The 22,115-nt window shown below is 54.7% G+C and carries 21 protein-coding genes and 2 tRNA genes; 10 read left to right on the plus strand and 13 right to left on the minus strand.

What is annotated here, in order from left to right; genetic code table 11:
• Positions 1 to 32: 32 nt before the first annotated feature.
• Positions 33 to 2,036, minus strand: a complete 2,004-nt coding sequence (locus EDB95_RS16195; RefSeq protein ID WP_133994844.1) for an ABC-F family ATP-binding cassette domain-containing protein — start codon at positions 2,034 to 2,036, stop codon at positions 33 to 35.
• A gap of 68 nt (positions 2,037 to 2,104) precedes the next feature.
• On the opposite strand from EDB95_RS16195, the gene EDB95_RS16200 reads away from it, so the two are divergent.
• On the plus strand, positions 2,105 to 2,689 hold the full coding sequence (locus tag EDB95_RS16200) for a DUF3347 domain-containing protein (RefSeq protein ID WP_133994845.1): 585 nt from the start codon (positions 2,105 to 2,107) through the stop codon (positions 2,687 to 2,689).
• Between the two features lie 90 nt (positions 2,690 to 2,779).
• Positions 2,780 to 4,348 carry a M20/M25/M40 family metallo-hydrolase gene (locus tag EDB95_RS16205; RefSeq protein ID WP_133994846.1) on the plus strand — a complete coding sequence of 523 codons (1,569 nt, stop codon included), beginning with the start codon at positions 2,780 to 2,782 and terminating at the stop codon, positions 4,346 to 4,348.
• Positions 4,349 to 4,389: 41 nt separating this feature from the next.
• On the opposite strand, the gene EDB95_RS16210 is transcribed toward EDB95_RS16205, so the two are convergent.
• From EDB95_RS16210 to EDB95_RS16225, 4 genes are all read right to left on the minus strand, one after another.
• Entirely contained in the window at positions 4,390 to 4,611 is a 222-nt protein-coding gene (locus tag EDB95_RS16210) for a helix-turn-helix domain-containing protein (RefSeq protein ID WP_162852633.1), read from the minus strand.
• 289 nt (positions 4,612 to 4,900) lie between these two features.
• A tRNA-Gly gene (locus tag EDB95_RS16215) sits at positions 4,901 to 4,973 on the minus strand.
• Entirely contained in the window at positions 4,964 to 5,467 is a 504-nt protein-coding gene (locus tag EDB95_RS16220) for a hypothetical protein (protein WP_133994848.1), read from the minus strand. Before EDB95_RS16220 ends, EDB95_RS16215 begins: the two co-directional genes overlap by 10 nt.
• A gap of 3 nt (positions 5,468 to 5,470) precedes the next feature.
• On the minus strand, positions 5,471 to 6,247 hold the full coding sequence (locus tag EDB95_RS16225; protein ID WP_133994849.1) for a (Fe-S)-binding protein: 777 nt from the start codon (positions 6,245 to 6,247) through the stop codon (positions 5,471 to 5,473).
• 28 nt (positions 6,248 to 6,275) lie between these two features.
• Here EDB95_RS16225 and EDB95_RS16230 point away from each other — a divergent pair, with 28 nt between their 5' ends.
• Positions 6,276 to 6,845 (plus strand): YceI family protein, encoded by a 570-nt coding sequence (locus EDB95_RS16230; RefSeq protein WP_133994850.1) that lies wholly within the window; start codon positions 6,276 to 6,278, stop codon positions 6,843 to 6,845.
• The gene (locus EDB95_RS16235; protein WP_133994851.1) at positions 6,842 to 7,474 is read left to right on the plus strand and encodes a LysE family translocator; all 633 of its coding nucleotides are present in this window, start codon (positions 6,842 to 6,844) and stop codon (positions 7,472 to 7,474) included. The genes EDB95_RS16230 and EDB95_RS16235 overlap by 4 nt, the downstream gene beginning before the upstream one ends.
• On the opposite strand, the gene EDB95_RS16240 is transcribed toward EDB95_RS16235, so the two are convergent.
• Positions 7,471 to 8,733, minus strand: a complete 1,263-nt coding sequence (locus tag EDB95_RS16240; protein ID WP_133994852.1) for a 4Fe-4S dicluster domain-containing protein — start codon at positions 8,731 to 8,733, stop codon at positions 7,471 to 7,473. The genes EDB95_RS16235 and EDB95_RS16240 overlap by 4 nt on opposite strands.
• 57 nt (positions 8,734 to 8,790) lie before the next feature.
• Here EDB95_RS16240 and EDB95_RS16245 point away from each other — a divergent pair, with 57 nt between their 5' ends.
• From EDB95_RS16245 to EDB95_RS16255, 3 genes are all read left to right on the plus strand, one after another.
• On the plus strand, positions 8,791 to 9,288 hold the full coding sequence (locus tag EDB95_RS16245; RefSeq protein ID WP_133994853.1) for a phosphoribosyltransferase family protein: 498 nt from the start codon (positions 8,791 to 8,793) through the stop codon (positions 9,286 to 9,288).
• 29 nt (positions 9,289 to 9,317) lie between these two features.
• Positions 9,318 to 11,042: a phospho-sugar mutase gene (locus tag EDB95_RS16250; RefSeq protein WP_133994854.1), complete on the plus strand. Its 1,725-nt coding sequence runs from the start codon at positions 9,318 to 9,320 to the stop codon at positions 11,040 to 11,042.
• 79 nt (positions 11,043 to 11,121) lie between these two features.
• Positions 11,122 to 12,105, plus strand: coding sequence for a hypothetical protein (locus EDB95_RS16255; protein WP_133994855.1), 984 nt, complete (start codon positions 11,122 to 11,124; stop codon positions 12,103 to 12,105).
• Here EDB95_RS16255 and EDB95_RS16260 read toward each other — a convergent pair whose 3' ends face one another.
• Genes EDB95_RS16260 through EDB95_RS16275 form a run of 4 tightly spaced genes read right to left on the minus strand, consistent with a single transcriptional unit; the run spans position 12,106 to position 16,828 of the window.
• Entirely contained in the window at positions 12,106 to 14,340 is a 2,235-nt protein-coding gene (locus EDB95_RS16260; RefSeq protein ID WP_133994856.1) for a T9SS type B sorting domain-containing protein, read from the minus strand.
• A complete protein-coding gene (locus EDB95_RS16265) occupies positions 14,337 to 15,269 on the minus strand; it encodes a hypothetical protein (RefSeq protein ID WP_133994857.1) in 933 nt (310 codons plus the stop codon). Before EDB95_RS16265 ends, EDB95_RS16260 begins: the two co-directional genes overlap by 4 nt.
• 55 nt (positions 15,270 to 15,324) lie before the next feature.
• Positions 15,325 to 16,209, minus strand: a complete 885-nt coding sequence (locus tag EDB95_RS16270; RefSeq protein WP_133994858.1) for a FecR family protein — start codon at positions 16,207 to 16,209, stop codon at positions 15,325 to 15,327.
• Entirely contained in the window at positions 16,199 to 16,828 is a 630-nt protein-coding gene (locus EDB95_RS16275) for an RNA polymerase sigma-70 factor (protein WP_133994859.1), read from the minus strand. Before EDB95_RS16275 ends, EDB95_RS16270 begins: the two co-directional genes overlap by 11 nt.
• On the opposite strand from EDB95_RS16275, the gene EDB95_RS16280 reads away from it, so the two are divergent.
• Positions 16,827 to 17,486: a protein-L-isoaspartate(D-aspartate) O-methyltransferase gene (locus EDB95_RS16280; protein WP_133994860.1), complete on the plus strand. Its 660-nt coding sequence runs from the start codon at positions 16,827 to 16,829 to the stop codon at positions 17,484 to 17,486. The two genes, EDB95_RS16275 and EDB95_RS16280, sit on opposite strands and share 2 nt — an antisense overlap.
• Positions 17,487 to 17,501: 15 nt before the next feature.
• On the opposite strand, the gene EDB95_RS16285 is transcribed toward EDB95_RS16280, so the two are convergent.
• Both EDB95_RS16285 and EDB95_RS16290 read right to left on the minus strand, forming a co-directional pair.
• Entirely contained in the window at positions 17,502 to 20,213 is a 2,712-nt protein-coding gene (locus tag EDB95_RS16285) for an outer membrane beta-barrel family protein (RefSeq protein ID WP_133994861.1), read from the minus strand.
• Positions 20,214 to 20,278: 65 nt separating this feature from the next.
• Positions 20,279 to 20,698, minus strand: coding sequence for a hypothetical protein (locus EDB95_RS16290; protein WP_133994862.1), 420 nt, complete (start codon positions 20,696 to 20,698; stop codon positions 20,279 to 20,281).
• A gap of 93 nt (positions 20,699 to 20,791) precedes the next feature.
• Here EDB95_RS16290 and EDB95_RS16295 point away from each other — a divergent pair.
• Positions 20,792 to 20,868: transfer RNA gene (locus EDB95_RS16295), tRNA-His, on the plus strand.
• A 172-nt stretch (positions 20,869 to 21,040) separates the two neighbouring features.
• Here EDB95_RS16295 and EDB95_RS16300 read toward each other — a convergent pair.
• Positions 21,041 to 21,463 carry an Hsp20/alpha crystallin family protein gene (locus tag EDB95_RS16300; protein WP_133994863.1) on the minus strand — a complete coding sequence of 141 codons (423 nt, stop codon included), beginning with the start codon at positions 21,461 to 21,463 and terminating at the stop codon, positions 21,041 to 21,043.
• A 157-nt stretch (positions 21,464 to 21,620) separates the two neighbouring features.
• On the opposite strand from EDB95_RS16300, the gene EDB95_RS16305 reads away from it, so the two are divergent.
• A complete protein-coding gene (locus EDB95_RS16305; protein WP_133994864.1) occupies positions 21,621 to 22,034 on the plus strand; it encodes a BrxA/BrxB family bacilliredoxin in 414 nt (137 codons plus the stop codon).
• Positions 22,035 to 22,115: the final 81 nt, after the last annotated feature.

Consider the following 22,115-nt stretch of genomic DNA (forward strand, 5'->3'; position numbering starts at 1 on the left):
GAGGTGTTTATAATGTTTGAAATATACGAAAATTAGGCACCGCCGAGTTCCACAAGTTTCTCGAAAACGACTTCGTATTCGCCGTTGAGACGCTCGATAGCGGCGACCGTGTCCTTATAGGCTTTTTCCGTCTCCTGGAACCTGGCGGCGTTGGCGTATACGTCGGGGCTGCCGAGGGCGGCTTCGAGCTCGGCCTTGCGGGCGTTGGTTTTCGCCAGTTCGGCTTCGACCTGCTCGAAACGGCGTTGGTGTTTTTGGAGCTCTTTTTTGGCTTCTTTGTCGATGGGCTCACCCCCAGGTTTTGGCGCGGGGGCGCTGACCTTCGGGGCGGGTGACGGAGGTGGGGCCGGTGCGGCGGCGGTTTTCGCCGCGGGCTCGTTCGCCGCGGCTTTGCCACTGCCCTTGCGGGGCGCAGCACTCTCCGCGGCGCGGGCCGCCATGCGGTTTTTCCAATCCACCCATTCCTCGTAGTGACCGACGAATTCTTTGATCTGGTGGTTCTCGTCGATTTCCCAGATTTTGTTGGCGGTCTTTTGGACGAAATAGCGGTCGTGGCTGACGAGGAGGAGGCTGCCTTCGTAGCGGTTTAACGAATCGATGAGGAGGTTGACGGAGTGCATGTCGAGGTGGTTGGTCGGTTCGTCGAGCAGGAGGAAGTTGGCCTTGCTGACGATGACTTTGGCCAGCGCGACGCGGGCTTTTTCGCCGCCGGACAGGACCTTGATTTTCTTTTCCACCTCATCACCGCTGAACAGAAAACAACCCAGTAGGGTGCGCAATTCGAACTCCGTCTTTTGCGAGCCGCAGTGCAACATTTCGGCGAGCACGGTCTGGTTGACGTCGAGGGCTTCGAGCTGGTGCTGGGCGTAAAAGCTTTCCACGACGTTGTGGCCCCAGACGCGTTCCCCGGTAAAGGGTTCCGTTCCGGCAATGATGCGCAGGGCGGTAGATTTACCCCGTCCATTGGCACCAATGAGGGCGATCTTGTCGCCCCTGTTGATCTCGGCGTCGGTATGTTCGAGGATGACGTTATTGCCAAAGGCTTTGCTGACGTCTTTGAGCGTGACCAGGATCTTACCGGGTTGTTGGTTGACGGAAAAGTTGATGCGCAAGTCGGGACGCTCGACCTTGACATCCTCGATACGGTCAAGTTTGTCGAGGCGTTTCATGGCGCTTTGCGCTGCGGCCGCTTTGGAGGCCTTGGCTTTAAATCGCTCGATAAAACGTTCCTGCTGGCGGATATAGTCCTGCTGGTTTTCGAAGGAGCGTTGCTGAAGCTCCGTCCGAAGGACTTTTTCCTCCATATAGTAGGAATAATTCCCTGAATAGATATGGAGCTGTTGCTGGTAGAGCTCGACGATCTTGGTGACCATGCGGTCGAGGAAGTACCGGTCGTGGGAAATGATCACGACGGAGCCCTGGTAGTGGACGAGGTATTTTTCCAGCCATTCAATGGACGGGAGGTCAAGGTGGTTGGTCGGTTCGTCCAAAAGGAGCAAATCGGGTTTTTGAAGAATCATTTTGGCGAGCAGGACGCGCATCCGCCAGCCCCCGCTGAACGTTTGATACGGGCGTTCGAGGTCGGCGTTGTTAAACCCAAGCCCCTGCAGGACTTCTTCAGTCTTGTGGTGGATGTTGTACCCGTCCAGCGTGTCGATCTCGTGGAGTTTTTCGGAATACTCCATGAGGAGGGCTTCGTCTTCTTTTTGCTCCAATATTTTACCCAACTCCTCGATTTCCTTTTCGAGTTGGAGGACGCGTTCGAAGGCACCCATCGCCACCCTCAAAACGGATTCACTGGTGTCGAAGCTGAGGAGGTCCTGGTGCAGGTAGCCGATGCTGGTTCCCCGGCCGCGAATGACTTCACCTTTGGACGGGCTGTATTCTCCCACGAGTACTTTCAAGAGGGTAGACTTGCCTGTCCCGTTATACCCGATCAAACCGATCCTTTCCCCCGGATGGATATGCCAGGTGGCCTCTTTTACAATCAAACGGGCACCGAATTCAAAGGTTACGTTTTGTAAGCCTGCGAGCATGATTTTAACTTTAAGCACGCAAAGTTACGCCCCTTAAATCCATTACCTTTATAAAAATTTGCCTCGCCATGCGTCGTTTCGTCCCGGCCGTCTGTATCCTGCTTGCCGCCCTGGCCTGTAACAACAAAGACAAGGAAGCCACGCCGCCGGCCCCCAAGCCGCAACCGGTCAAAGAAGGCAAGTATTCCGCCGCTTTCGGACAATCCCTGGACGGGATGATGACGAGCTACGAAGGCCTGGTCACAGCTTTTGCCAAGGGGGATACGGGACTGATCGGCCAAAACGGGCGTGTGTTCATGACAACGCTGGACAGCCTTCATTTTACGGACTTTGCGGTGGATACCCTGGTTTTTCAAACGGCCACCAGCCAGTTGTCGGATACCCGCACCGAGCTAAAAGGGTTGCTCGGTGAAGCTACACTCGCGTCCCGGCGGCAGGAGCTGAATATGGTTTCCCAGGACTTGTACGACCTGTTGCGCACGGTGCGGTATGACCGGAAAACCCTGTACCTGACCGAATGTGCGACTGCCCTGGGGGATGACAATCCGGGGGACTGGATCAGCCCGGTGGGGGATACCACGCGGATCATGAATCCCTATCTGGGGGCTGTGGGGTGTGCGCAGATCAAGGATTCGCTGCCGGAGCACCCGTAATCACCCGTTCATCCGGTACCCCGCCCGCCTGCATAGCCTGGTTTTGCCCTGGAGGCAAACTTGCCTAGCTTTTGTGTCTAAATCAACGACATGAGAAGATCTTTATGGGTGCTCGCCCTTTTGCTTGCCGCAGGCGGACCCGCCCTTGCGCAGGAAACGCCCGATCCGGCCGTGGTCGCCAAAATTGAAGACCAGGCCTTTAACCACTCACAAGTCATGAACATCGCTTTTTACCTGACGGACGTCAGCGGACCCCGCCTGACCAATTCGCCGGGTTATTTCCGCGCTGCCAACTGGGTAAAAAATACCCTGACGGACTGGGGTCTGTCCAACGCAACCCTCGAACCCTGGGGGGACTTTGGGAGCGGTTGGGAGCTGGATAAATCCTACCTGGCGCTAAAAGCGCCCTACTATCAACCGATCATGGCCTATCCAAAAGCCTGGACCGCTTCCACTAAGGGACTCGTTTCGGGGGCTGTCGTGTTGGTGGACGCAAAGGATTCGCTGGCGTTGTTAAACTATAAAGGGAAGCTGAAGGGAAAAATCGTGGTTTTCCCCAACGACGATACCCTCGCCGAGCCGTTCAAGGCCGATGCCATGCGGTATGTCGATACGGACCTGGCGAAAATGCAGGAGCCTCTGCCGGAGCGCCGCCGTGGGAACCCGGACTCCGCGCGTATGGCGCAGTTCCGCTTGCGCGGCGCCTTTGCCCGCCAGCAGGCTGCCTTCCTGAAAGACGAGGGCGCGCTGATGGTCCTGAGCGGCAACACCCGGGGCAAAGACGGGACGCTTTTTGTCCAGAGTTGGGGCGGGAACGCCCAAAACCTGCCCGCCGGGTTGACCGATATGGTGATTCCCATCGAGGACCTGCACCGCATCATCCGGCTCGTCAAAGCCGGTATCCCGGTTGAACTGGAAGGAGAGGTGAAGAGCCATTTTACCGACAATAAAGGGGATAAGCAGGGATATGACGTGGTAGGGGAGATCCCCGGTACCGATCCGCAGCTCAAAGACCAACTCGTTATGCTCGGCGGCCACCTGGATTCCTGGCACTCCTCCACCGGCGCCACCGATAATGCGGCTGGTTCCGCGGTCATGCTGGAGGCCGTTCGCATCCTGAAGACGCTGGACCTCCACCCCAGGCGGACCATCCGGATCGTGCTGTGGAGCGGGGAAGAACAAGGTCTGTTCGGGTCGAGGGGATACGTCAAAAACCACTTTGCCGACCCCACCACCATGGACCTGAAGCCGGAACAACCAAAGGTGTCCGCCTATTACAACCTGGACAACGGAAGTGGTCGCGTCAGGGGGGTATATCTGCAAGGGAATGAGGCTGTAAGACCTATCTTTGCGTCTTGGCTGACGCCGTTTGCTTCTTTAGATGCGTCGACCCTGACCATCCGCAATACCGGGAGTACCGACCACGTGTCCTTTGACGCCGTGGGGATCCCCGCCTTCCAGTTTATACAGGATCCGCTGGAATATGACACCAGGACCCACCACAGCACCGCAGATTCCTACGATCACCTTTCCGCCGAAGATTTGAAGCAAGCGGCCGCCATCGTGGCGACGTTTGTGTATCAGACGGCGGTGCGCGACCAGGAGCTGCCGCGGAAGCCGCTGCCGGAGGCGCGGCCGGCGGGGGCGAGGCCATTCTAAGATTGACTACATCAGAGTTGCCCGATACAAAAAAGCCGCCCTCACGAGGCGGCTTTACTTTTATGCTTTGAATTCAACAGTTCACCAGGCTCGCAGTCCAGAAAATCGGCAATACGAAACAGGTCAGGGATTGACGGCTGATTTTTGTTGTTCACCCAATCCGAAACGGCGTTGGGCGTGACCCCCATAAATTCCGCTAAGTCCTTGTTTTTCCTCCTGGCATCGCCAAGGGCGCCTTTGATCCTGTTGAATGGTGCTTTCACGGAGCGAATATAATCACTAATAAATTATTGAATTTCAGCCTGTTGTATTCGATCGGAATAAGTATTACATTTCTTGGAATAATATCTTATTTTTAAGAATTCAATTTGACATTTGTTGAATTGAGTTAGGGTTATGATTGTCGAGCCCCAGGTTATCCAACCCGGGGCTCTTTCGTTGGTGCCCGCGGACGACTTGCCGCCGGTGACGCGGTTCTACGAAAATACTAAAAAATTTAGCAAAATAGGGTAAAAAGAAACCCCCATTCAGGAGAATTTGGGGGTTTGTAGGAGCGGAAAACGCGGTTCGAACGCGCGACCTCTTGTTTGGGAAACAAGTGCTCTACCAGCTGAGCTATTTCCGCAAAGGGAGAAAACGACCTGCCAACCAACTATCCGCGAGGGGGATCATCCAGTTGTCCTCCATTTCCTCTTTGGAGGGCACAATATTATTAAAATAAATTGTATCCGCGTCAATAAATCCTTCTTTTATTGCATAATCGACCTGGGACATCGGGATGACCTGAATTTTTTCCTTGACCACAAAGGCCAGGGCGAGCCGGTCGAAAAGGTTGATCTCAAAGCGTTTTTCGATGTCTTTGATAAGGTGGACCGAACTGTCGGTGCTGCAACCGCTGACGCTGGTATCGGCCATGAGCACGATAAAACGGCCGAAAAGCAGGTTGGCGTAGCCTTTTACAGGGGCGCCGTGGGTGGTCCAGGAGGACACAAACGTCTGCAACATGTCTTCGAGTTCCAGGGCTTCCGACAGCAAAAAGGGGCGCGAAGCCTGGTAAATCCATACCCGGGAGGTGGGAGAAAAATCCTCGGGCAACAGGTGTTTGAATTCAAATGTCATAAACTATAATGATGCGGCGACCAGTTCCGCGATGTCGTACACGGACACGGTCTCCTCTTTTTCATTCTTTTTTACGCCGTCCGTCAACATGGTGTTGCAAAACGGGCAAGCCGATGCAATCACGGGGGCGCCGGTTTCCAGGGCTTCGGACGTCCTTTCCCAGTTGACGCGGGTGGTGCCGGTTTCTTCTTCCTTAAACATCTGCGCTCCACCGGCGCCGCAGCACAATCCACGGGTCCGGCAGCGTTTCATCTCGACCAGCTCGGCATCCAGGGCTTCGAGCACCTTGCGGGGCGCTTCGTAAATGCCATTGGCGCGGCCCAGGTAACAGGAGTCGTGGTAGGTGATCTTTTTTCCTTTAAATGTACCCCCGCCTTCCAGACGGATCCGGCCCTCGTCGATCAATTGTTGCAAAAATACGGTATGATGGATGACTTCGTATCGTCCACCCAGGTCGGGGTACTCATTCTTCAGGGTATTGAAACAGTGCGGACAGGCGGTCACGATCCGGGTGACGCCATAGCCGTTCATCACCTGGATGTTGTTGTAGGCCATCATCTGGAAGAGGAATTCGTTGCCCGCCCGGCGGGCCGGGTCGCCTGTGCAGTTCTCCTCCGCACCTAATATGGCGAAGCGGATACCCGCTTTGTCGAGGATGAGCGCAAAAGCCCGGGTGATTTTCTGGGCCCTTTGGTCAAAGCTGCCGGCGCAGCCCACCCAAAACAAGACGTCGGGTTTTTCCCCGGCCGCCTGCATTTCTGCCATCGTGCGTACCCCCATGAAGCGATTTTAGACAAAACTACGATATTTGCCTTCTCAAAGAAATTCCATGCTTCAACGCCTGATGATGTGCACGGCCGGTCTTTTTTTGGCCCTGGCCGTGTCTGCCCAAGATTATAAACCGGTTGACGACAGTTCTTCGATAGGATTTGGGATCAAAAATTTTGGGGTGACCGTTAGCGGTACCCTTAAAGGCCTTAAGGGGGACATCCACTTCGAGCCAGGCAACCTTGGCGCCTGTACTTTTGCGGTCAGCGTGGCGTCAAAAACCATTAATTCGGGTATTGACATGCGCGACAATCACCTGAAAAAGGAGGATTTTCTGAATGTCGATGCTTTCCCCGTAATAACTTTTAAATCGACAAAGATAACCGCATCTACCAAGGCCGGATACATGTTTCTGTTTGGGGATCTGACCATCAAAGGCGTCACCAAGGCCATCTCTTTCCCCTTCCAGGCGCAACCTAACGGGAACGGCTATACCTTTACGGGGGATGTTACCATCAACCGCCGGGACTTCGGTGTAGGCGGCTCCAGCCTGTCTATGTCCGACCAGGTGAAGATTAACCTCAAGGTGGTGGCACAACCGGCTAAATGATGCTCAACCTCCTCTATGTATTTGGCGTAGGCCTGTTGATCAGCTTCCTGGGCACGTTACCCCTGGGTACCCTGAATGTGGCGGCCATGCAGATCGCCAACAAGGAAAACATCAAGGCGGGTATCCACTTTTCCCTGGGTGTAGCCCTCGTTGAGATCATATACCTGCGGATTTCCCTAAAGGGAATGGGGTGGGTCATCGAACACCACCAGTTGTTTTACTGGCTGGGCTGGGTCACGGTGGCTATGTTGCTGGCGCTGGCGTTTTTTACCTTCCGTGCGGCGACCCATCCGCACAAAAAGAAAAACATCCTGCTGGACAACAGCATGGGCCGGTTTTGGCTGGGGGCGACCATGAGTGCGCTAAACCCGGTGCAGATCCCGTTCTGGTTTGGCTGGAGCACCTACCTGCTGACCAACCGGATTTTACTGCCCAGGACAATCGAGTTTAATTTCTTTACGGCAGGCGGGGGGATCGGCACCCTGATGGGGCTGGCCGTTTTTATCTGGGGGGGCAACTATATCATCCAGAAGCTGGACGCCAACCAGAAAAAACTCGATATTTTTATCGGGTGCATTTTCCTGCTGACGGCTTTTATTCAAGCCTATAAAGTGCTCACCCAGCATTAGTCCTGGGTCCATTGGGCCCGGTCGTCCGGGCTGAATTTCCAAGGGGCAAAATTGTTTTCGACATTCGAGAACATCGCATTCCATTCCGCGGGAGCGTTGCTTTCTTCCATGACCAGTGCCCTTCTCAATTCCAGGATGATAGACAGCGGGCTGATGCTAACGGGGCATTCCTGTACACACGCGTTACAGGTCGTACAGGCACGAAGCTCCTCCGGGCTGACGTACCCATGAAGCAAGGTTTTGCCGTCGTCCTGAAAGGCGCCATTTTTCTTAACATTACGTCCCACCTCTTCCAAACGGTCCCGGGTATCCATCATAATCTTCCGGGGGGATAGTTTTTTACCGGTCTGGTTCGCCGGGCATGCGGCCGAACAACGCCCGCATTCGGTACAGGAATAGGCTTGCAGGAGCTGCAACCGGCTTAGTTGAAAGACATCTTTCGCACCGAAATGCTGGGGCGCCTCCGCTCCCGATGGCGCCAGTTCGGGATGAAAAACGTATTCGACCTCTTTTTGGACGTCCGGCATATTGTGCATCTTCCCCGGTTCATCCAAAGGGGCATAAAACGTGTTGGGAAAACCCAGAATAATGTGGAAGTGCTTCGAGTAGGGGAGGTAGTTCAGGAAAGCCAATATCCCCAGGATATGCAGCCACCAGCAGGTCCTTGCCACGGTTTCCATCGTCTCCGGAGACCACCCGGGTCGTACCAGTCGTGACACGGCGAAGCCTCCGGCTGGGTCACAGGCATCCATGGTGAGGAAAAGGAGCATCAATATGCTTTCCGTAATGAGGATGATATTCGCGTCTTTCCGGGGCCAGCCGTTCAGGTCGGCGGTATTCAACCGTCGTGTATGCAGTATGTTGCGGCGGATCAGGAATACAATACAGGCGAACAATACCAGCACCGCCAGCACCTCGAAAGCGCCTATAAAAGGGGCATAGGCGGCGCCCATCACGGGGGCAAACACCCGGTGGGTGCCCAACACCCCGTCCACGATAATTTCCAGGATCTCCAGGTTAATGATGATAAAACCCGCATAAATAAAGAAGTGGAGCACCCCCACCATCGGGTACCGGAAAAGACGCTTCTGTCCCAGGGCGTACAGCAAGGTATACCGCCAACGGCGGCCTTTTTGGGTGACCGGTTCCCCGGGCTTGCCCAGGCCTATATTCTGGCGGATCTCCCTGATCTTTGCGGCAAACAACCCCACGGCACCGATCAGCACGACGATAAAAACGATCTCCTGGAGGACGTGCATAATAATGGTTTGTGCCCGCTAATTTAATGTAAATTCGGGCCTGAAAACAGGTTTACGATGAGTGAAAGAAAATACATCCTTTCGGCGGATACGGCGGCCCGGAAACTGGAGCGTATGGCGTATGAGATTGCCGAGCGGAACACCGGGGCCACTTCCCTTGTCCTGGCGGGGGTACACGAAAACGGCATGCACCTTGCGGTACTGCTCCAAAAAATGCTGGTAACGATAGGGCTACCCCCCGCCGACCTCGTGGAGATCCAACTCGACAAAAAGCACCCCACGACCGTTACCCTCAGCAAGGACATCCCCATGGACGGACAAACCATCATCCTCGTCGACGACGTCGCCAACAGCGGCAAAACCCTGCTGTACGCCCTGAAACCCTTTCTCCACAAGCACCCCGCGGGTATACAAACCCTCGTGCTCGTTGACCGGGCCCACAAAGCCTACCCCGTACAACCCGACTATGTAGGGCTTTCCTTGTCTACCACCCTTCAGGAGCATATCTTCGTGGAGGTGGAGAAAGACGGCGTGAAAGGGGCATGGCTTGAATAAGAACTTAGGACCTAAACTAACCACTAACTATGGATACGAAGACTCAACAGCGTGTACAATCCTGGCTTCAGGGTAATTACGACCCTGAGACCAAGGCAGCGATCCTGGACCTGCAGAAAAACCATCCCGACGAACTGACCGACGCCTTCTACCGGACCCTGGAATTCGGGACCGGCGGTTTGCGCGGTATCATGGGTGTGGGCACCAATCGTATGAACCAATACACCGTGGGCATGGCCACCCAGGGGTACGCCAACTACCTCAAGGCCCAGGTGCAAGGCGAGGTCCGCGTGGCCATCGCCCACGACTGCCGCAACAACAGCCGCAAGTTCGCCGAGATTACGGCGGGCGTCATGGGCGCCAACGGCATCAAGGTTTTTCTTTTTGAAAGCCTGCGGCCTACGCCCGAGCTTTCTTTTGCTATCCGTAACTTGAACTGTCACGGTGGCGTGGTGTGTACCGCCTCCCACAACCCCAAAGAATACAACGGCTACAAGGCCTACTGGAACGACGGCGGTCAGCTCGTACCCCCCCACGACAAAAACGTCATCAACGAGGTCAACAAGATCGAGTCCCTCGACGACGTCAAATGGGGCGGGGGAGAGTCCAACATCACCATCATCGGCAAAAATATCGACGACGCATTCATCGAGATGTCCAAAGGGCTTTCGGTCTATCCCGACATCATCGCCGCCCAACACGACCTCTCCATCGTGTATACACCGATACACGGCAGCGGGATCACCCTCGTCCCCGAAGTCCTCAAACGCTATGGTTTTACCAACGTCCACATCGTCAAGGAACAAGCCACACCCGACGGCAACTTCCCCACGGTCGTTTACCCCAACCCCGAGGAAGCCGAAGCCATGAGCCTGGGGATGAAGCTCGCACAGTCCATCAATGCCGACATTCTCGCCGGCACCGACCCCGACGCAGACCGCGTGGGGATCGGCGTCAAGGATCACAAAGGCCGCTGGGTCTTGCTCAACGGCAACCAAACCGCCGTCCTCGCCTTCAACTACCTCATGGAAGCCCGCAAGGCAAAAGGCATCGCCACCCCCCAGGACATGGTCGTAAAAACCATCGTCACCTCCGACATGATCGACGTCCTCGCCGGCAAATACGGCGTCAGCTGTTATAACGTCCTCACCGGTTTTAAGTGGATCGCCGAGCTCATCAAGGAAAAAGAAGGCAAAGAACACTACATCATCGGTGGTGAAGAAAGCTACGGCCTCATGGTCGGCGACAAGGTCCGCGACAAAGACGCCGTCACCGCCGTCGCCATCCTTTGCGAGATGGCCGCCTACGAAAAAGCCAAAGGCCGCTCGCTCTACGACAAACTCATCGACCTCTACAAACAATGCGGTTTCTATAAGGAGTCCCTCATCTCCCTCACCAAAAAAGGGATGCACGGACAGGAAGAAATCGCCGCCATGATGGAAGGATATCGCTCGAATCCTCCCTCCACCATCGCCGGTATCGCCGTCAAATCCATCCTCGACTACCAGCAACAGGTGGGCAAAAACCTGGAAAGTGAGGAAATCTATCCCCTCGCGCTCCCCAAATCAAATGTGCTCCAGTTTCTCCTCGCCGATGGCACGAAGATCTCCGCGCGTCCGTCCGGTACCGAGCCGAAGATTAAGTTCTATTTCAGTGTGAATGCGCCGCTTGCCGATGTCGCGGATTTCGAAAAGGTCGAGGCCTTGCTCGATGGGAAGATTAAGGGGATTATTGAGGATATGAAATTAAAATAAGCTTTTTTTATTTGATCGGGTGGCTGATTATTTTTCAGCCACCCGTTTTTATTTTCGAGGAATTCAGGTATCTTCAATTATGCTTAACCTTCGATCGGCAGGATGCCTACTCCTGCTCACCTTAACCGCTCTTTTTTGCCGGGCCCAGACAACCGTTCTTACAAGCCCCGTGGGCATCGGCACCACGACGCCGGCCACTCCCCTGGAGGTAAAAACCGGGGGAATTGATCAATATCTTACGGGTACCCACTATGTGGAACCCCTCAATATGGGAGCGGCGAACGACTATGGAAGCGGCGGCGCCTTACAGTATATCCTTCTTTTCCCTTTTTACAATGGCACGGTCGGTGAAACTTCCGCGGGCATGAGTGGCAGGCTTCGCTTTTACCGGGGCGCGAGTACCGCCTATAACATCCCCGTCGAATACGAGATTGTCGGGCAAACCGCTTACAGCACTACATCGGTTTCATTGCTTCCAAAAACGGTCCTGTCGCCCATGGTGAACTTGTACTCCGTAACTTACCAGGGCATACCTTACCTGGCGGTATATGGTCGGGACGTGTGCGTGTCTGCGGGCGAATATACCTTCGAAGGATTTTTCTGGAACAATATCAATACGACCAGGCCCCAGCTTGTCCTTGCTTCGGCCTGTTCCAACGTCACCCTGATCCAAAATGGGGAATTTGTTGCCGGCCCCATCTATTCGACGAATACCGGGCAGGTCGGCATCAACACGGCTAACCCGCAGGGGTACACGCTGGCCGTGAACGGCCCCGCCATCTTTACCCAGGCGACCGTAAAAAATTACGCCAACTGGCCGGATTACGTCTTTAGTCCGGACTACCGTCCTATGGACCTGGATTCCCTACAGCGGTATGTATTGGTCAACCGGCACCTGCCGGGCATACCCACGGAAGAAGAGGTGGCCCAAAAAGGGATAGACCTTGGGGAGATGAACAAACGGTTGCTTGAAAAGGTGGAGGAGTTGACGAGGTATGTGTTGGAGGAGCATAGGGAGATTGTGGAGCTGCGTGGGAAGCTGGAGGAGCAAAGGCGGAAATAATTACCGCATCAGCGTAACTGCCCCCTTATAGGCCTGTCGCACCCCATTCACATAATCCATCCGGATAAAATAGACATACGCCCCCACCGGCGCCGGTATCCCCTGGAACCAGCCATTCCATCCATACGATGGGTCCCCGGGGGGCACCCCTTGCACGTGGAAAACCTCCTGTCCCCAGCGGTTGAAAATCGTAAATTCTTCGATTTTACTTCCCACCGGACCGCCCAGGACATAAAATATATCGTTTATGCCGTCCCCGTTTGGCGTAAATGCCCCCGGTATGCTCAAGGGAGTAAAAGCGTTGACGATGATCGCCCCCGTGTCCGCGCACCCCTCCGGAGAAACGACGACAAGCGTATAGACCATGTCCTTCACGACGGAGGCGACAGGATTCTGGATATAAGGATCGGACAAACCTGTCGGCGGACTCCAGCCGTAGCTTGCAATATCGCCATGGGTCACCGGCGTAAGAGTCAGGCTTTGGCCAATGGGTACGCTGAAGACCTGGCCGGTGTCGATGGAAGGCTGGGGGTAGATCGTCGCGCGAATGCTGTTCGACTTTGCCAGACCGCAGGAGGCGTCACTGGTGATAAGACAGTAGACGACGTCGTTATTTTTCAATGTGTCGCTGGAATAGCTGTCCACTGTGTCATTGGTGGGCTGGCCGTTGACCAGCCATTGGAAGACCGGGGTATTCGCCTCGTTAACCACGGCCGCGGTGAAGGTCATCAGTGTGCCCGCGCAGACGGGGTCCTTCGAGGGACTGATGGTGACGGTCGCATGCCCCTGTGGGTCCACTTTTAAGGGGAGGACGTTGGACGTATCGGTAAAATTCCCGCACCCATCGCTGGCCGTCATGATGCAATATACTTGGTCACCGTTGGCAAAAATATTGTTGCTATACACGGTTGTGTCGGTACCGACGGGGACACCGCTGACTTGCCATTGGAAGGAAGGTTTCCCCTCTGCGTTTACAGGGGTCGCGGTGAAGGTGATGGGTTCGCAGATAAATACATTGGTGGACGTGGCGGCAATGCTTACGGAGGGAGGAACCGAGGGGGGAGGCTTTACCGTCACGGTGTCTGTATTTACCGAGAAGCCATTGACATCCGTGACGTGGGCATAATAGGCACCGGGACTAATAGGAGTATAGGATGTGTCGATGGTGGTGACGAGGGGAAGTACATAGATGGAGCTACAGTAATGGTAATTAGGCTCGGTACTATCTACGATTGTATATACATTTCCCCGGCAGTCCACGCTCAACGAGTATTGGTAGGAAAAATTAGGTACACCGGTATAGGTGGGTAATGTGCTACCCGAATGACCACTTGGATCCCATTTAGTCACGCGGACCTCATCCGATATATACATATTGCCATAATAATCGACATATATAGCTGATGGGTGGCTTATTATTCGACCATTATCCGTATTAAACATTTCGACGCCAGTCGTCGACCCGGAAGTCCATTTTTCAATATAGTTTGCTCCTCCAAAAGTGACACAAATATTATGCTGGGCATCCACCCACAATCCTGTCGGGGGAGCGGTGTCTGATTGTGTCGGCACAACGGTCACACCGCTGGTTGCCCCCGCCGCCCAGTATTGAATGCGTTCATTCCAATAATCGGCGACGTACACGCCGCCTTCGCAGTCCACATAGATACCAGCGGGGCTTGAAAGCTGTCCGGCGCCATTTCCAGGACCATTGCCTCCTGCCACCGTAACGCCGCTGGTGGCACCGGGTACCCATTTCTGCACCCGGTTATTTCCTGGGTCTGATACAAATAAGTTTCCTGCACGGTCTACAAATAAAAAGCCCGGGTCGTAGAGCTGGTTGGCCGCCGCGCCCTGTCCATTACCCCCGGCGACCGTAACCCCACTGGCCGCGCCTGGCGCCCATTTTCGTACCCGGTTATTCAAGTCATCGGATGCATAAACGTTACCGGTATCGTCTACAAAAACACTTTCGATCGTGCCACCAAATTGATTATTTATTGCTCCTTCGCGGTCTCCTCCCACAACGAAACGAGCGCTCCCATAGGAAGACTTTCCCGTAACCGAATCAACCGGCACCCCATCCCGGTACCACACGATCTTCGAGAGGGCGTGCAGGGTATGCACAACGAGCTGCTTATTCAGACAGCCCCCTTTGATAACGGCTGGATACCCGCACTGGGCCGAAGCCCCAAGGGCGGCAGCCAAAAAAACAACCAAAAAGGATGATTTCATGGGTGTAGCAAATAATCTATGGAAAGCGAAGGCCCTATCCAGGCCGCCTTGTAGATTGAATAGGGGGCGCTGACATTCAATATCTGCACAGGACTTTTAATCGTCCCCTCTTGATCCTGAAACTCAGTTTTTAGATAACTGAAGTCAAGTCCCACGCCCAGCGCCCAATGTTTGCCAAACCGCTCGCTCCAGGTAGCACTTACGCTGTATAGCATATCCCTAAGTGTAAGGCCCCGCTCCCGGTCCATACTGTCAAACACCGGGCCGGCTGTAACGGACACCCGGAGCAACCCCCGGTCCCGTTCAAACACAATCGAACCAAGGCCCGCCGCCCAGCCGCTGAGCGGACCGTTCGTTTGCCAGCCCGCGATCAGGTAAAGGCGCCGGAAACCGGCTTCCAGGTGAGGGTTGAGAAACATCGCGGTCGACATGCCGAGGTCCAGACCGGCGTACCAGGAATGTCCCTTGAACAGGTTCCAGGAACCGAAAAGACGAAGACCTCCACCTGTGGAATGATGGCCGCCCACCTTGGCTGGAGCCCCTTCTGCCGGGGTAGGAGAAGACAAGACCGGTTGAAAAGCCGCCGCTACCTCCGGATCCGCCCCTGCCTCCGCCGGGGGAGCCTCACCGGTCTCGTCCGCCGAAGGCGCCGCAAACCCTGCGGTATTCACCCCCGTTAGCCCGGGATGTTTATGCCGGAAAATGATGTGTTCTCTATAACGGACAAAGGTCAGGTCGGTTGCCCCCCGGATGGCGACCAGCAGACAGTTCAGGGAGTACCTGCCTGCGTAGAAGTGAATGACCTGGTCGCTCCGGATCTTCCTGGCGTCGAAGGAAAACCGGATGTCGGAAGTGCGATGGACCAGCCGGGTCAGAGAATCCAGGGTGATATCTCCAGAAAGAAAAAGCGGGAAATGGCTCTGGGCCATCAAACGCGGATTGCCCATCCAGCTTAGCCAGAGGAAGCTAACAATTAGTCTTGTCTTAGTTACTACCCTCACCCGATAACTGAATGGTTTGCTTTTCATGATCGAAGTAGTATTGTATTTGCAAGGTCGCCGCCAGGACGTCCAATATGTAGTGCAGCGGTTTATGATCGAATTGGGTGGTCACGCGGCACCGGAGCAGTTGCGGATTGCGGACCACGAAGCGCACCCCGTAGGTCTTTGAAAGGCTTTCCAGGACCTTTGGTAGGGGTGCGTCAGCGTATGTTAGGACGGGGGGGACGGGCTTATCCATGGAATGTGTCGTGTGCCTGTGGCGCATGGATACGGCGGCCGGTGACGCGCCACCGGCATACGACCTGCCGTTGACGGACACAGCGGCACCGGGTGCGCCTGCAGCCCGCTCGCCGGCGTTAGACTTCGGCGCGGTTGACGCGCCGTTGGCAGACTTCAACGTAGATGACGCCCCGGCGTCGCCCCCAGTGGGGCCACCAGACACAACCCCCGACGCAAGCGTAGCGCCGGGGCGTGCCTGGTACCCGGTATCGTTCTTTCTCATGTCAATTGTCCTATTTGCGTCGAAAAGCGTACTGTCCCGCACAACAACTGCGCGGGCCGGAGCCGTATGCTTGTAAACCACCACCCCCGTCACCCCCGCGATTATCAACACCGCTGCATACATGCCAAACGCCGCCCCCTTTGGAAAAGGCGCAGGCCCATGCTTTGTCCTCCAGGCCTTCCATTCCCCCGCCACATCCGGGGCCCGGTAATCTCCCTTCCCCAGCAGTGCCTGCCACTCATGCCAAACCTGCTCGAACGCCCTCCGGTGCTCCGGGGAGGCGTCGATCCACTCCTCGACCTTCGCCGCCTCGTCGGGCGTTGCGGCGCCGGAGAGATATTTCCGTATGATGGATTCAGCCAGCATAAACAAACAGGTATATAAATAAACAAAGGATCACCCCATAGGCTTCCAACCGTTCCCGGAGGATACGGAGCGCCTTGCCCACCTGGGCCTCTACCGTCTTTACCGAGATGCCGTTCTCCGCGGCGATCTGGGCGTAGCTTTTTTGCTCCTCCCGGCTTTTTAGAAATATTTCCCTGCACCCCGGTGGTAGTTCGGCGACCACTTCCCGGATCCGAGTCTGCAACTCCCGGCACTCCACCAGCCAGTCCGCGGACAAAGACAAATCATCCCCGTCTTGAATCGGCACGCGAGGGCGTTCCCGCGTCATCCGGTTGACGCAGTGATGGTATAAAGACTTGTACAGATACCCCTGGAGGCTGGTCTTGATCTCAAGTCTGTCCGCATTTTCCAAAAGCCTGGTAAACACCTGTTGCACCGCCTCCCTGGCCGCCTCCTGGTCACGCAAAAGGGTATACGCATACCGGTGCATACCGGTATAATGCGTATGAAAAGCCTGTTCAACGGCCGCTAGATTGTTTCGACTTGCCAAAACGATAGGAGTCTTCTGGAGTAAGACACAAAAATAGAGGGGGACCCTTACGGCGCGCGTAATTTTTTTTATCGCGTATCTTTGCCCCATGCGTCAATACGAGGACACTTACCGCCACAAAGGCCTTCGCAAGAATCTGATAACCAGTCTGAAACAAAAGGGCATCACCGACGAACGTGTCCTGGAAGCCATCAACGCCCTGCCCCGTCACTTCTTCCTGGACACCGCCTTTGACGCCATCGCTTACGAAGACCGGGCGTTCCCGATAGGGGAGGGGCAGACCATATCCCAGCCATATACCGTGGCCTACCAAACCCAGTTGCTGGAGGTAAAATCCTTTGAAAAAATATTGGAGATCGGCACGGGGAGCGCGTACCAGGCGAGCGTGCTCGCGGAAATGGGGGCTTATGTGTACACGATCGAACGTCAAAAGAAGCTGTTTGACGCGAACAAAAACTTTATTTTCAAAAGCAAATATCCCCACCTGAAGTTCTTTTATGGGGACGGTTTCGAGGGGCTGCCGACCTACGCGCCTTTCGATAAAATCCTGATTACCGCGGCAGCGCCCTACATACCCGTGCCGCTCAAAGCCCAGTTGAAAGTAGGTGGGAAAATGGTGATCCCCGTCGACGAAGGAAACGCCCAGCGGATGTTGCGCCTGACAAAGGAAAATGAAGAAGGCTCCTTCAGGGAAGAAGCCTTCGATCAATTTTCTTTTGTGCCTATGCTGACGGGCAAAAGGGGCTAGCGCGCCACGCGGGGGCTAGCGGGTTCCGCCGCCACCGCCGATATCTCCGCCACCACCCTGGTCTTGCTGATCCTGTTTCATGTTCTTTTTCTTGAACAGACTCATGTCCATCTTCCCGAAGCGGTAGGCAAAAGTCAACCGCATGAATTGCGGATCGCGCAAACGGGAGTAGTCGAGGGTCAGGTATTGTGAGGTGGAGACGGCGTCGTTGATCCGTGTCCGGAAGACGTCCTGCATGTTGAAGGTGATGGACGCGGCCTTGTTTTTCAGGAATTCCTTTTTGACAGCGAAGTCCATCCCACCGGTGGGCTTGATATACCCATTGGCGGTGGACACCGGTTGGTTGAAGCCGCCGAAACGGCCACCCCCGCCGGAATTGGGGGGAACGATCGTCTTGGACTGGTAGTCGCCGTTGAGCTGGATGGAGAAATTGGCCGGGAGCTTGATGTCGACGTTAAGCTTGCCGAAGTAGCTGAATTGGCTTTGGTTGCTCAAACCGGCGAGGTTGCCCGCGTTGATTTTAGAATCGTAAATGATGACGTTGGCCATAAAGTCGAGCCACTTCGTGATGTTGTACCGGTTGGTGAGGTCGAGCCCGTATACTTCACTGGAACTGGCGTTCTGGTAGGTATAGACGTTGCTGCTGTCGAGGTTGCCCGGCAGGAGCTCGCGGATCACGTTCCGTGTAATCAGGTTGGTCGTGTGTTTATAGTAGACCGTGGCGAGGAAGCTGCCGCCTTTATAGTCGTTCTGGTAGTTGACCTCGTAAGAGCTGGTAAACTCGGGAACGAGGTCGGGGTTCCCCGTCGAAAGGGCGAGGGAGTCGGAGCGGTTGACATAGGGAGACAACTGCCAGAAGTTGGGCCGGTTGATCCGGCGGGTATAGTTGGCTTGCAGGCTTTGACCCTCGCTGATCTTGTAGGACAAGAAGGCGCTGGGGAAAAGGCTCAGGGGGAAATTATGGGTAAACGTCATGGGCTGGGTGCTGGTATACAGCGTCCCCTGGTACTGCGAGCTTTCGCCCCTCAGACCCGCCTGGTAGGACAGCTTTTTTGTCAGCTGGCTGGAGAACTGGGCATACGCGGCGTAGACTTCGCTGGTGTATTTGAAGTTGTTGTTGAGCGCCACGTTCGGGTAAAAGGTCTTCCCGGAATCAATGGAGTTCTCATACAGGTTATCGGTGGACTGTTTCTGGTAGTTACCCCGGATACCCGCTTCGAGCTTGGTTTTCTCCGTAAACGGATTCACATAGTCGGACTGAAAATTGTAGCTCTGAGAGGTACCGTTGGAGTATATATTTTCCGGATAAAAATAATCCAGGGAGCCGCTGAACGGAACGTCCGGATGCGCCACATACGAGTTGACGACCTGGTTGGTCGTGTTTTTCCGGTCGGACACGTTGAGGTCCGCCGTCAGCTCGTGCCCGGACTTTGCAAAATTATGTTTGTAATCGAGCTCCCCTTCCGCATTCCGGAACATGCTCTTGTTAACGCCGTATTGCGCAAAGGTGCTGGTGCTGTCGGCGTAAGCGGGGTAGTTGTTCAGGTCGTACTGGGTGACCGAGTTATAGTTGTCGTAGTTGTCGAAGGTGCCGTGGAAATAGTTCGCGGCTAAGGTGAGGGTGTTCCTGTTGTCAAGGAAATAATCCAACCCTGCCCGGCCAAAACCCATGGTGCCTTCGCTCGTGTTGGAGCTCGGTTGGTGCGTATAATAGAAGGCCCTGCCCAGGCTGTCAAAGTTGGTCTGGTCAAGCGTCCCCGTGGACACGGATTTCCGCTGACGGAGGTTGCCGTTCAAAAAGAAGTTGAACTTGCCTTGCCGGACGTTGATGTCGCCCCCGCCGTTGAACTTGCCGCGGGAATCGACGCCGGCGCGCAGGTCGCCGTTATACCCGACTTTCTTATTCTTTTTCAGGACGACATTGATGATACCGCCCCCGCCGCCGGAAGCGTCGTATTTGGCAGAGGGGTTGGTCATGACCTCGATACTTTCGATGGCATCCGCGGGGATCTCATCCATCGTCAGCGTCGTGGGACGGCCGTCGACAAAAATCTGGGGCGTCTGGTTGCGCAGGGTGATGTTCCCGTCGATGTCGACATTAACAGACGGCACGTTTTTGAGTACGTCGGTGGCCATCCCGCCGGCAGCGACAATATTCTTATCTACGTTAAACACCTTTTTGTCCACCGCCATCTTGTATTGCGGCGGCGTGGCATTGATCACCACGTCGGCCAGTTGGGTAACGGTGGCCTTCATTTTGATATTGCCGAGGTCCTTGTCGATGGCGTCCAGGATCTGGTCCATGTTGCCGCCCTGGCCTTGTGCGGCGCCCCCCTGGCCCTGGGCCCCAGCCAGACCTTTGATGTCAAACTTTACCGGCTGGCTATAATCATTATAATTGATCGCCGTAATCCGAAGGATATAGTTCCCAAACACCGGCAAATTCTCCAGGCTGAAGTCCCCGTTGGCCTTGGTCAGCAGCCCCTGAACGACGACGGGTTTGGACGTATGGGTGACACTATCATAGCGGTTACGCAACAACTCCACCGTTGCCCCGTCCACACCCTTATTCGTTTTAGCATCTACAACCCGTCCATAAAAGTGCCCGACGTTCGCATTCTGCCCGCCCCTTCGTCCGCCACCGGCATTACCCCCGCCCCCGCGCACCTGCGCCTGGAGGGTGTATGACGCCAGCAGACAAACCAACAAAAACGTAAAAACTCGCATCTATGATTTTTTGGCAAAAGTACCGCCAAAAAAAGGGAGGTTCGCCCTTCAAACTGTACAGGCGGTTATTTCAGAAGGCCGGAAGGGCCAATCTGTCCCAGAATCAATTCTTGCACGATCCCCAGCCCCGCACCGGCCACAAACCCGATGGCTACTGCTTTATAAATGAGTGCCTTGGCCAGCTTCCCCGCACAGTTGCCGATGAAGTCGGGCAGGAGCGTTCCCAGCTCCTCCATAAAGATGGCTTTGAACTGGGCGATGGTTTTGTCACCGATAAACATGCCCACCACCGGCATCGCCTTTGGCAATTTCTGCCGGAGAAATGTGTCGACTTCCGTTTCCGCCATCGGTAAAACGTCCGGTAGAATTTTTTCCAGGAGCTTGCGGAGTTTTCCTGGACGAATAAACGCGGCGACTGCCAGGGGCGCCAAGACCGCGCCTAAGAAGGCTGTAAGGACAGGTAAGAACCAGAGCTGCAAGTGCATAGGCAAAGAAAATGAAATAGTTTTTGGATTCGCGCAAAAGTTTTGATTATCTTTGCCGTCCGTTCGACGCGAAAGCGTTGTCAGACGGTCACGGAGGCGGTAGCTCAGTTGGTTAGAGCGTCAGTTTGTGGCACTGAAGGCCGAGGGTTCGAGACCCTTTCGCCTCCCCAAAATCCCCGGCTTTAGCCGGGGATTTTGATTAGCGGGGTTTTGGCGCCGCGCCGTAAATTTTGAGTTACGGCGCGGCGCCAAAACAAAAAAATCCCTCCTGGAAAGGAGGGATTTTTTTAAAACCAAAACCAACTCTTGCGTATCTAATTACAATCTCACTTACGTAATTCCTTAGAGAACGGAAATCTCTTTGCTACTATCTTTCACTTCTTCTTTCTTCGGCAAGGTGAGTTTCAGGATGCCGTTCTCGTACTTAGCAACGATCCCTTCCACATCTATCTTCTCGTCCAGGGTAAAACTCCTCTTGAAGGTCTTGAGGCTAAATTCTTTGCGAACATTGCGGCCTTCAGTGGTGTCGCTTTGTTCTTTTTGTTCCTGGGAAATCACCAGGAGGTTACGGTCTACCTGGACCTTGAAGTCGTTTTTTTCGCGGCCGGGGGCAGCGACTTCGATGGTATAGTGGTCCTTGTGGTCATAGATATTCGTCGGAGGAAAACCGCCAAAAAAGCTTTCCTGGAAGTCTTCGTCGATAAACCGGTTCACCCAGTTGTTGAGGTGCCGGGGGGCTTGGTGATTAAATTTTACGAGTGTCATAGTATTATTCGTTTGCGAGGGAGTAGATCAAATGGAATACCAGGCCAAATTTTACGGACAATGTGACCGATTCGCGTAGTTGAAAATGACACAATGACTCTTTTTGGAATAATTCATGGCATTTTTACTACCTTTGGGGCAAAAGCAAACATCTATTATGTATCCGTCTGAAATAGTGCTCCCCATGAAGGCCGAACTGACCGACCATGGATTTCAGGAGCTGTTGGATTCCACCACCGTGGACAATACCTTGTCGCAAACCGGCACTACGCTGGTGATGATTAATTCGGTGTGCGGCTGCTCCGCGGGTTCCGCCCGTCCGGGGGTCATCATGGCCGTCGCCTCCAGCGACAAGAAACCCGATCACCTGACGACCACCTTTGCCGGTTACGACATGGAGGCCGTCCAAAAGGTAAGGGAGCACCTGCTGCCTTATCCTCCTTCTTCCCCTGCCATCGCCCTTTTCAAGGACGGTAAGCTGGTCCACATGATCGAGCGCCACCAGATCGAAGGGCGTCCGGCCAGGGTCATCGCGGGTAACCTGATGGCCGCATTCGAAGAGTTTTGTTAGTTTAGCTTTGTTCATAATGGGTAGCGAGCCGCCATCGGCTCGCTTTTTTTGGCGCAGCCCGTAAGGCGAAATTTACGGGCT

This window comes from Dinghuibacter silviterrae (assembly GCF_004366355.1).
GTDB classification, from domain to species: domain Bacteria; phylum Bacteroidota; class Bacteroidia; order Chitinophagales; family Chitinophagaceae; genus Dinghuibacter; species Dinghuibacter silviterrae.

Coding starts and splice junctions, on each gene's coding strand:
- EDB95_RS16195 (WP_133994844.1), bottom strand. CDS start 2,036: ATGCTCGCAGGCTTACAAAACGTAACCTTTGAATTCGGTGCCCGTTTG.
- EDB95_RS16200 (WP_133994845.1), top strand. CDS start 2,105: ATGCGTCGTTTCGTCCCGGCCGTCTGTATCCTGCTTGCCGCCCTGGCC.
- EDB95_RS16205 (WP_133994846.1), top strand. CDS start 2,780: ATGAGAAGATCTTTATGGGTGCTCGCCCTTTTGCTTGCCGCAGGCGGA.
- EDB95_RS16220 (WP_133994848.1), bottom strand. CDS start 5,467: ATGACATTTGAATTCAAACACCTGTTGCCCGAGGATTTTTCTCCCACC.
- EDB95_RS16225 (WP_133994849.1), bottom strand. CDS start 6,247: ATGGGGGTACGCACGATGGCAGAAATGCAGGCGGCCGGGGAAAAACCC.
- EDB95_RS16235 (WP_133994851.1), top strand. CDS start 6,842: ATGATGCTCAACCTCCTCTATGTATTTGGCGTAGGCCTGTTGATCAGC.
- EDB95_RS16240 (WP_133994852.1), bottom strand. CDS start 8,733: ATGCACGTCCTCCAGGAGATCGTTTTTATCGTCGTGCTGATCGGTGCC.
- EDB95_RS16245 (WP_133994853.1), top strand. CDS start 8,791: ATGAGTGAAAGAAAATACATCCTTTCGGCGGATACGGCGGCCCGGAAA.
- EDB95_RS16250 (WP_133994854.1), top strand. CDS start 9,318: ATGGATACGAAGACTCAACAGCGTGTACAATCCTGGCTTCAGGGTAAT.
- EDB95_RS16255 (WP_133994855.1), top strand. CDS start 11,122: ATGCTTAACCTTCGATCGGCAGGATGCCTACTCCTGCTCACCTTAACC.
- EDB95_RS16260 (WP_133994856.1), bottom strand. CDS start 14,340: ATGAAATCATCCTTTTTGGTTGTTTTTTTGGCTGCCGCCCTTGGGGCT.
- EDB95_RS16265 (WP_133994857.1), bottom strand. CDS start 15,269: ATGGCCCAGAGCCATTTCCCGCTTTTTCTTTCTGGAGATATCACCCTG.
- EDB95_RS16270 (WP_133994858.1), bottom strand. CDS start 16,209: ATGCTGGCTGAATCCATCATACGGAAATATCTCTCCGGCGCCGCAACG.
- EDB95_RS16280 (WP_133994860.1), top strand. CDS start 16,827: ATGCGTCAATACGAGGACACTTACCGCCACAAAGGCCTTCGCAAGAAT.
- EDB95_RS16275 (WP_133994859.1), bottom strand. CDS start 16,828: ATGGGGCAAAGATACGCGATAAAAAAAATTACGCGCGCCGTAAGGGTC.
- EDB95_RS16285 (WP_133994861.1), bottom strand. CDS start 20,213: ATGCGAGTTTTTACGTTTTTGTTGGTTTGTCTGCTGGCGTCATACACC.
- EDB95_RS16290 (WP_133994862.1), bottom strand. CDS start 20,698: ATGCACTTGCAGCTCTGGTTCTTACCTGTCCTTACAGCCTTCTTAGGC.
- EDB95_RS16300 (WP_133994863.1), bottom strand. CDS start 21,463: ATGACACTCGTAAAATTTAATCACCAAGCCCCCCGGCACCTCAACAAC.
- EDB95_RS16305 (WP_133994864.1), top strand. CDS start 21,621: ATGTATCCGTCTGAAATAGTGCTCCCCATGAAGGCCGAACTGACCGAC.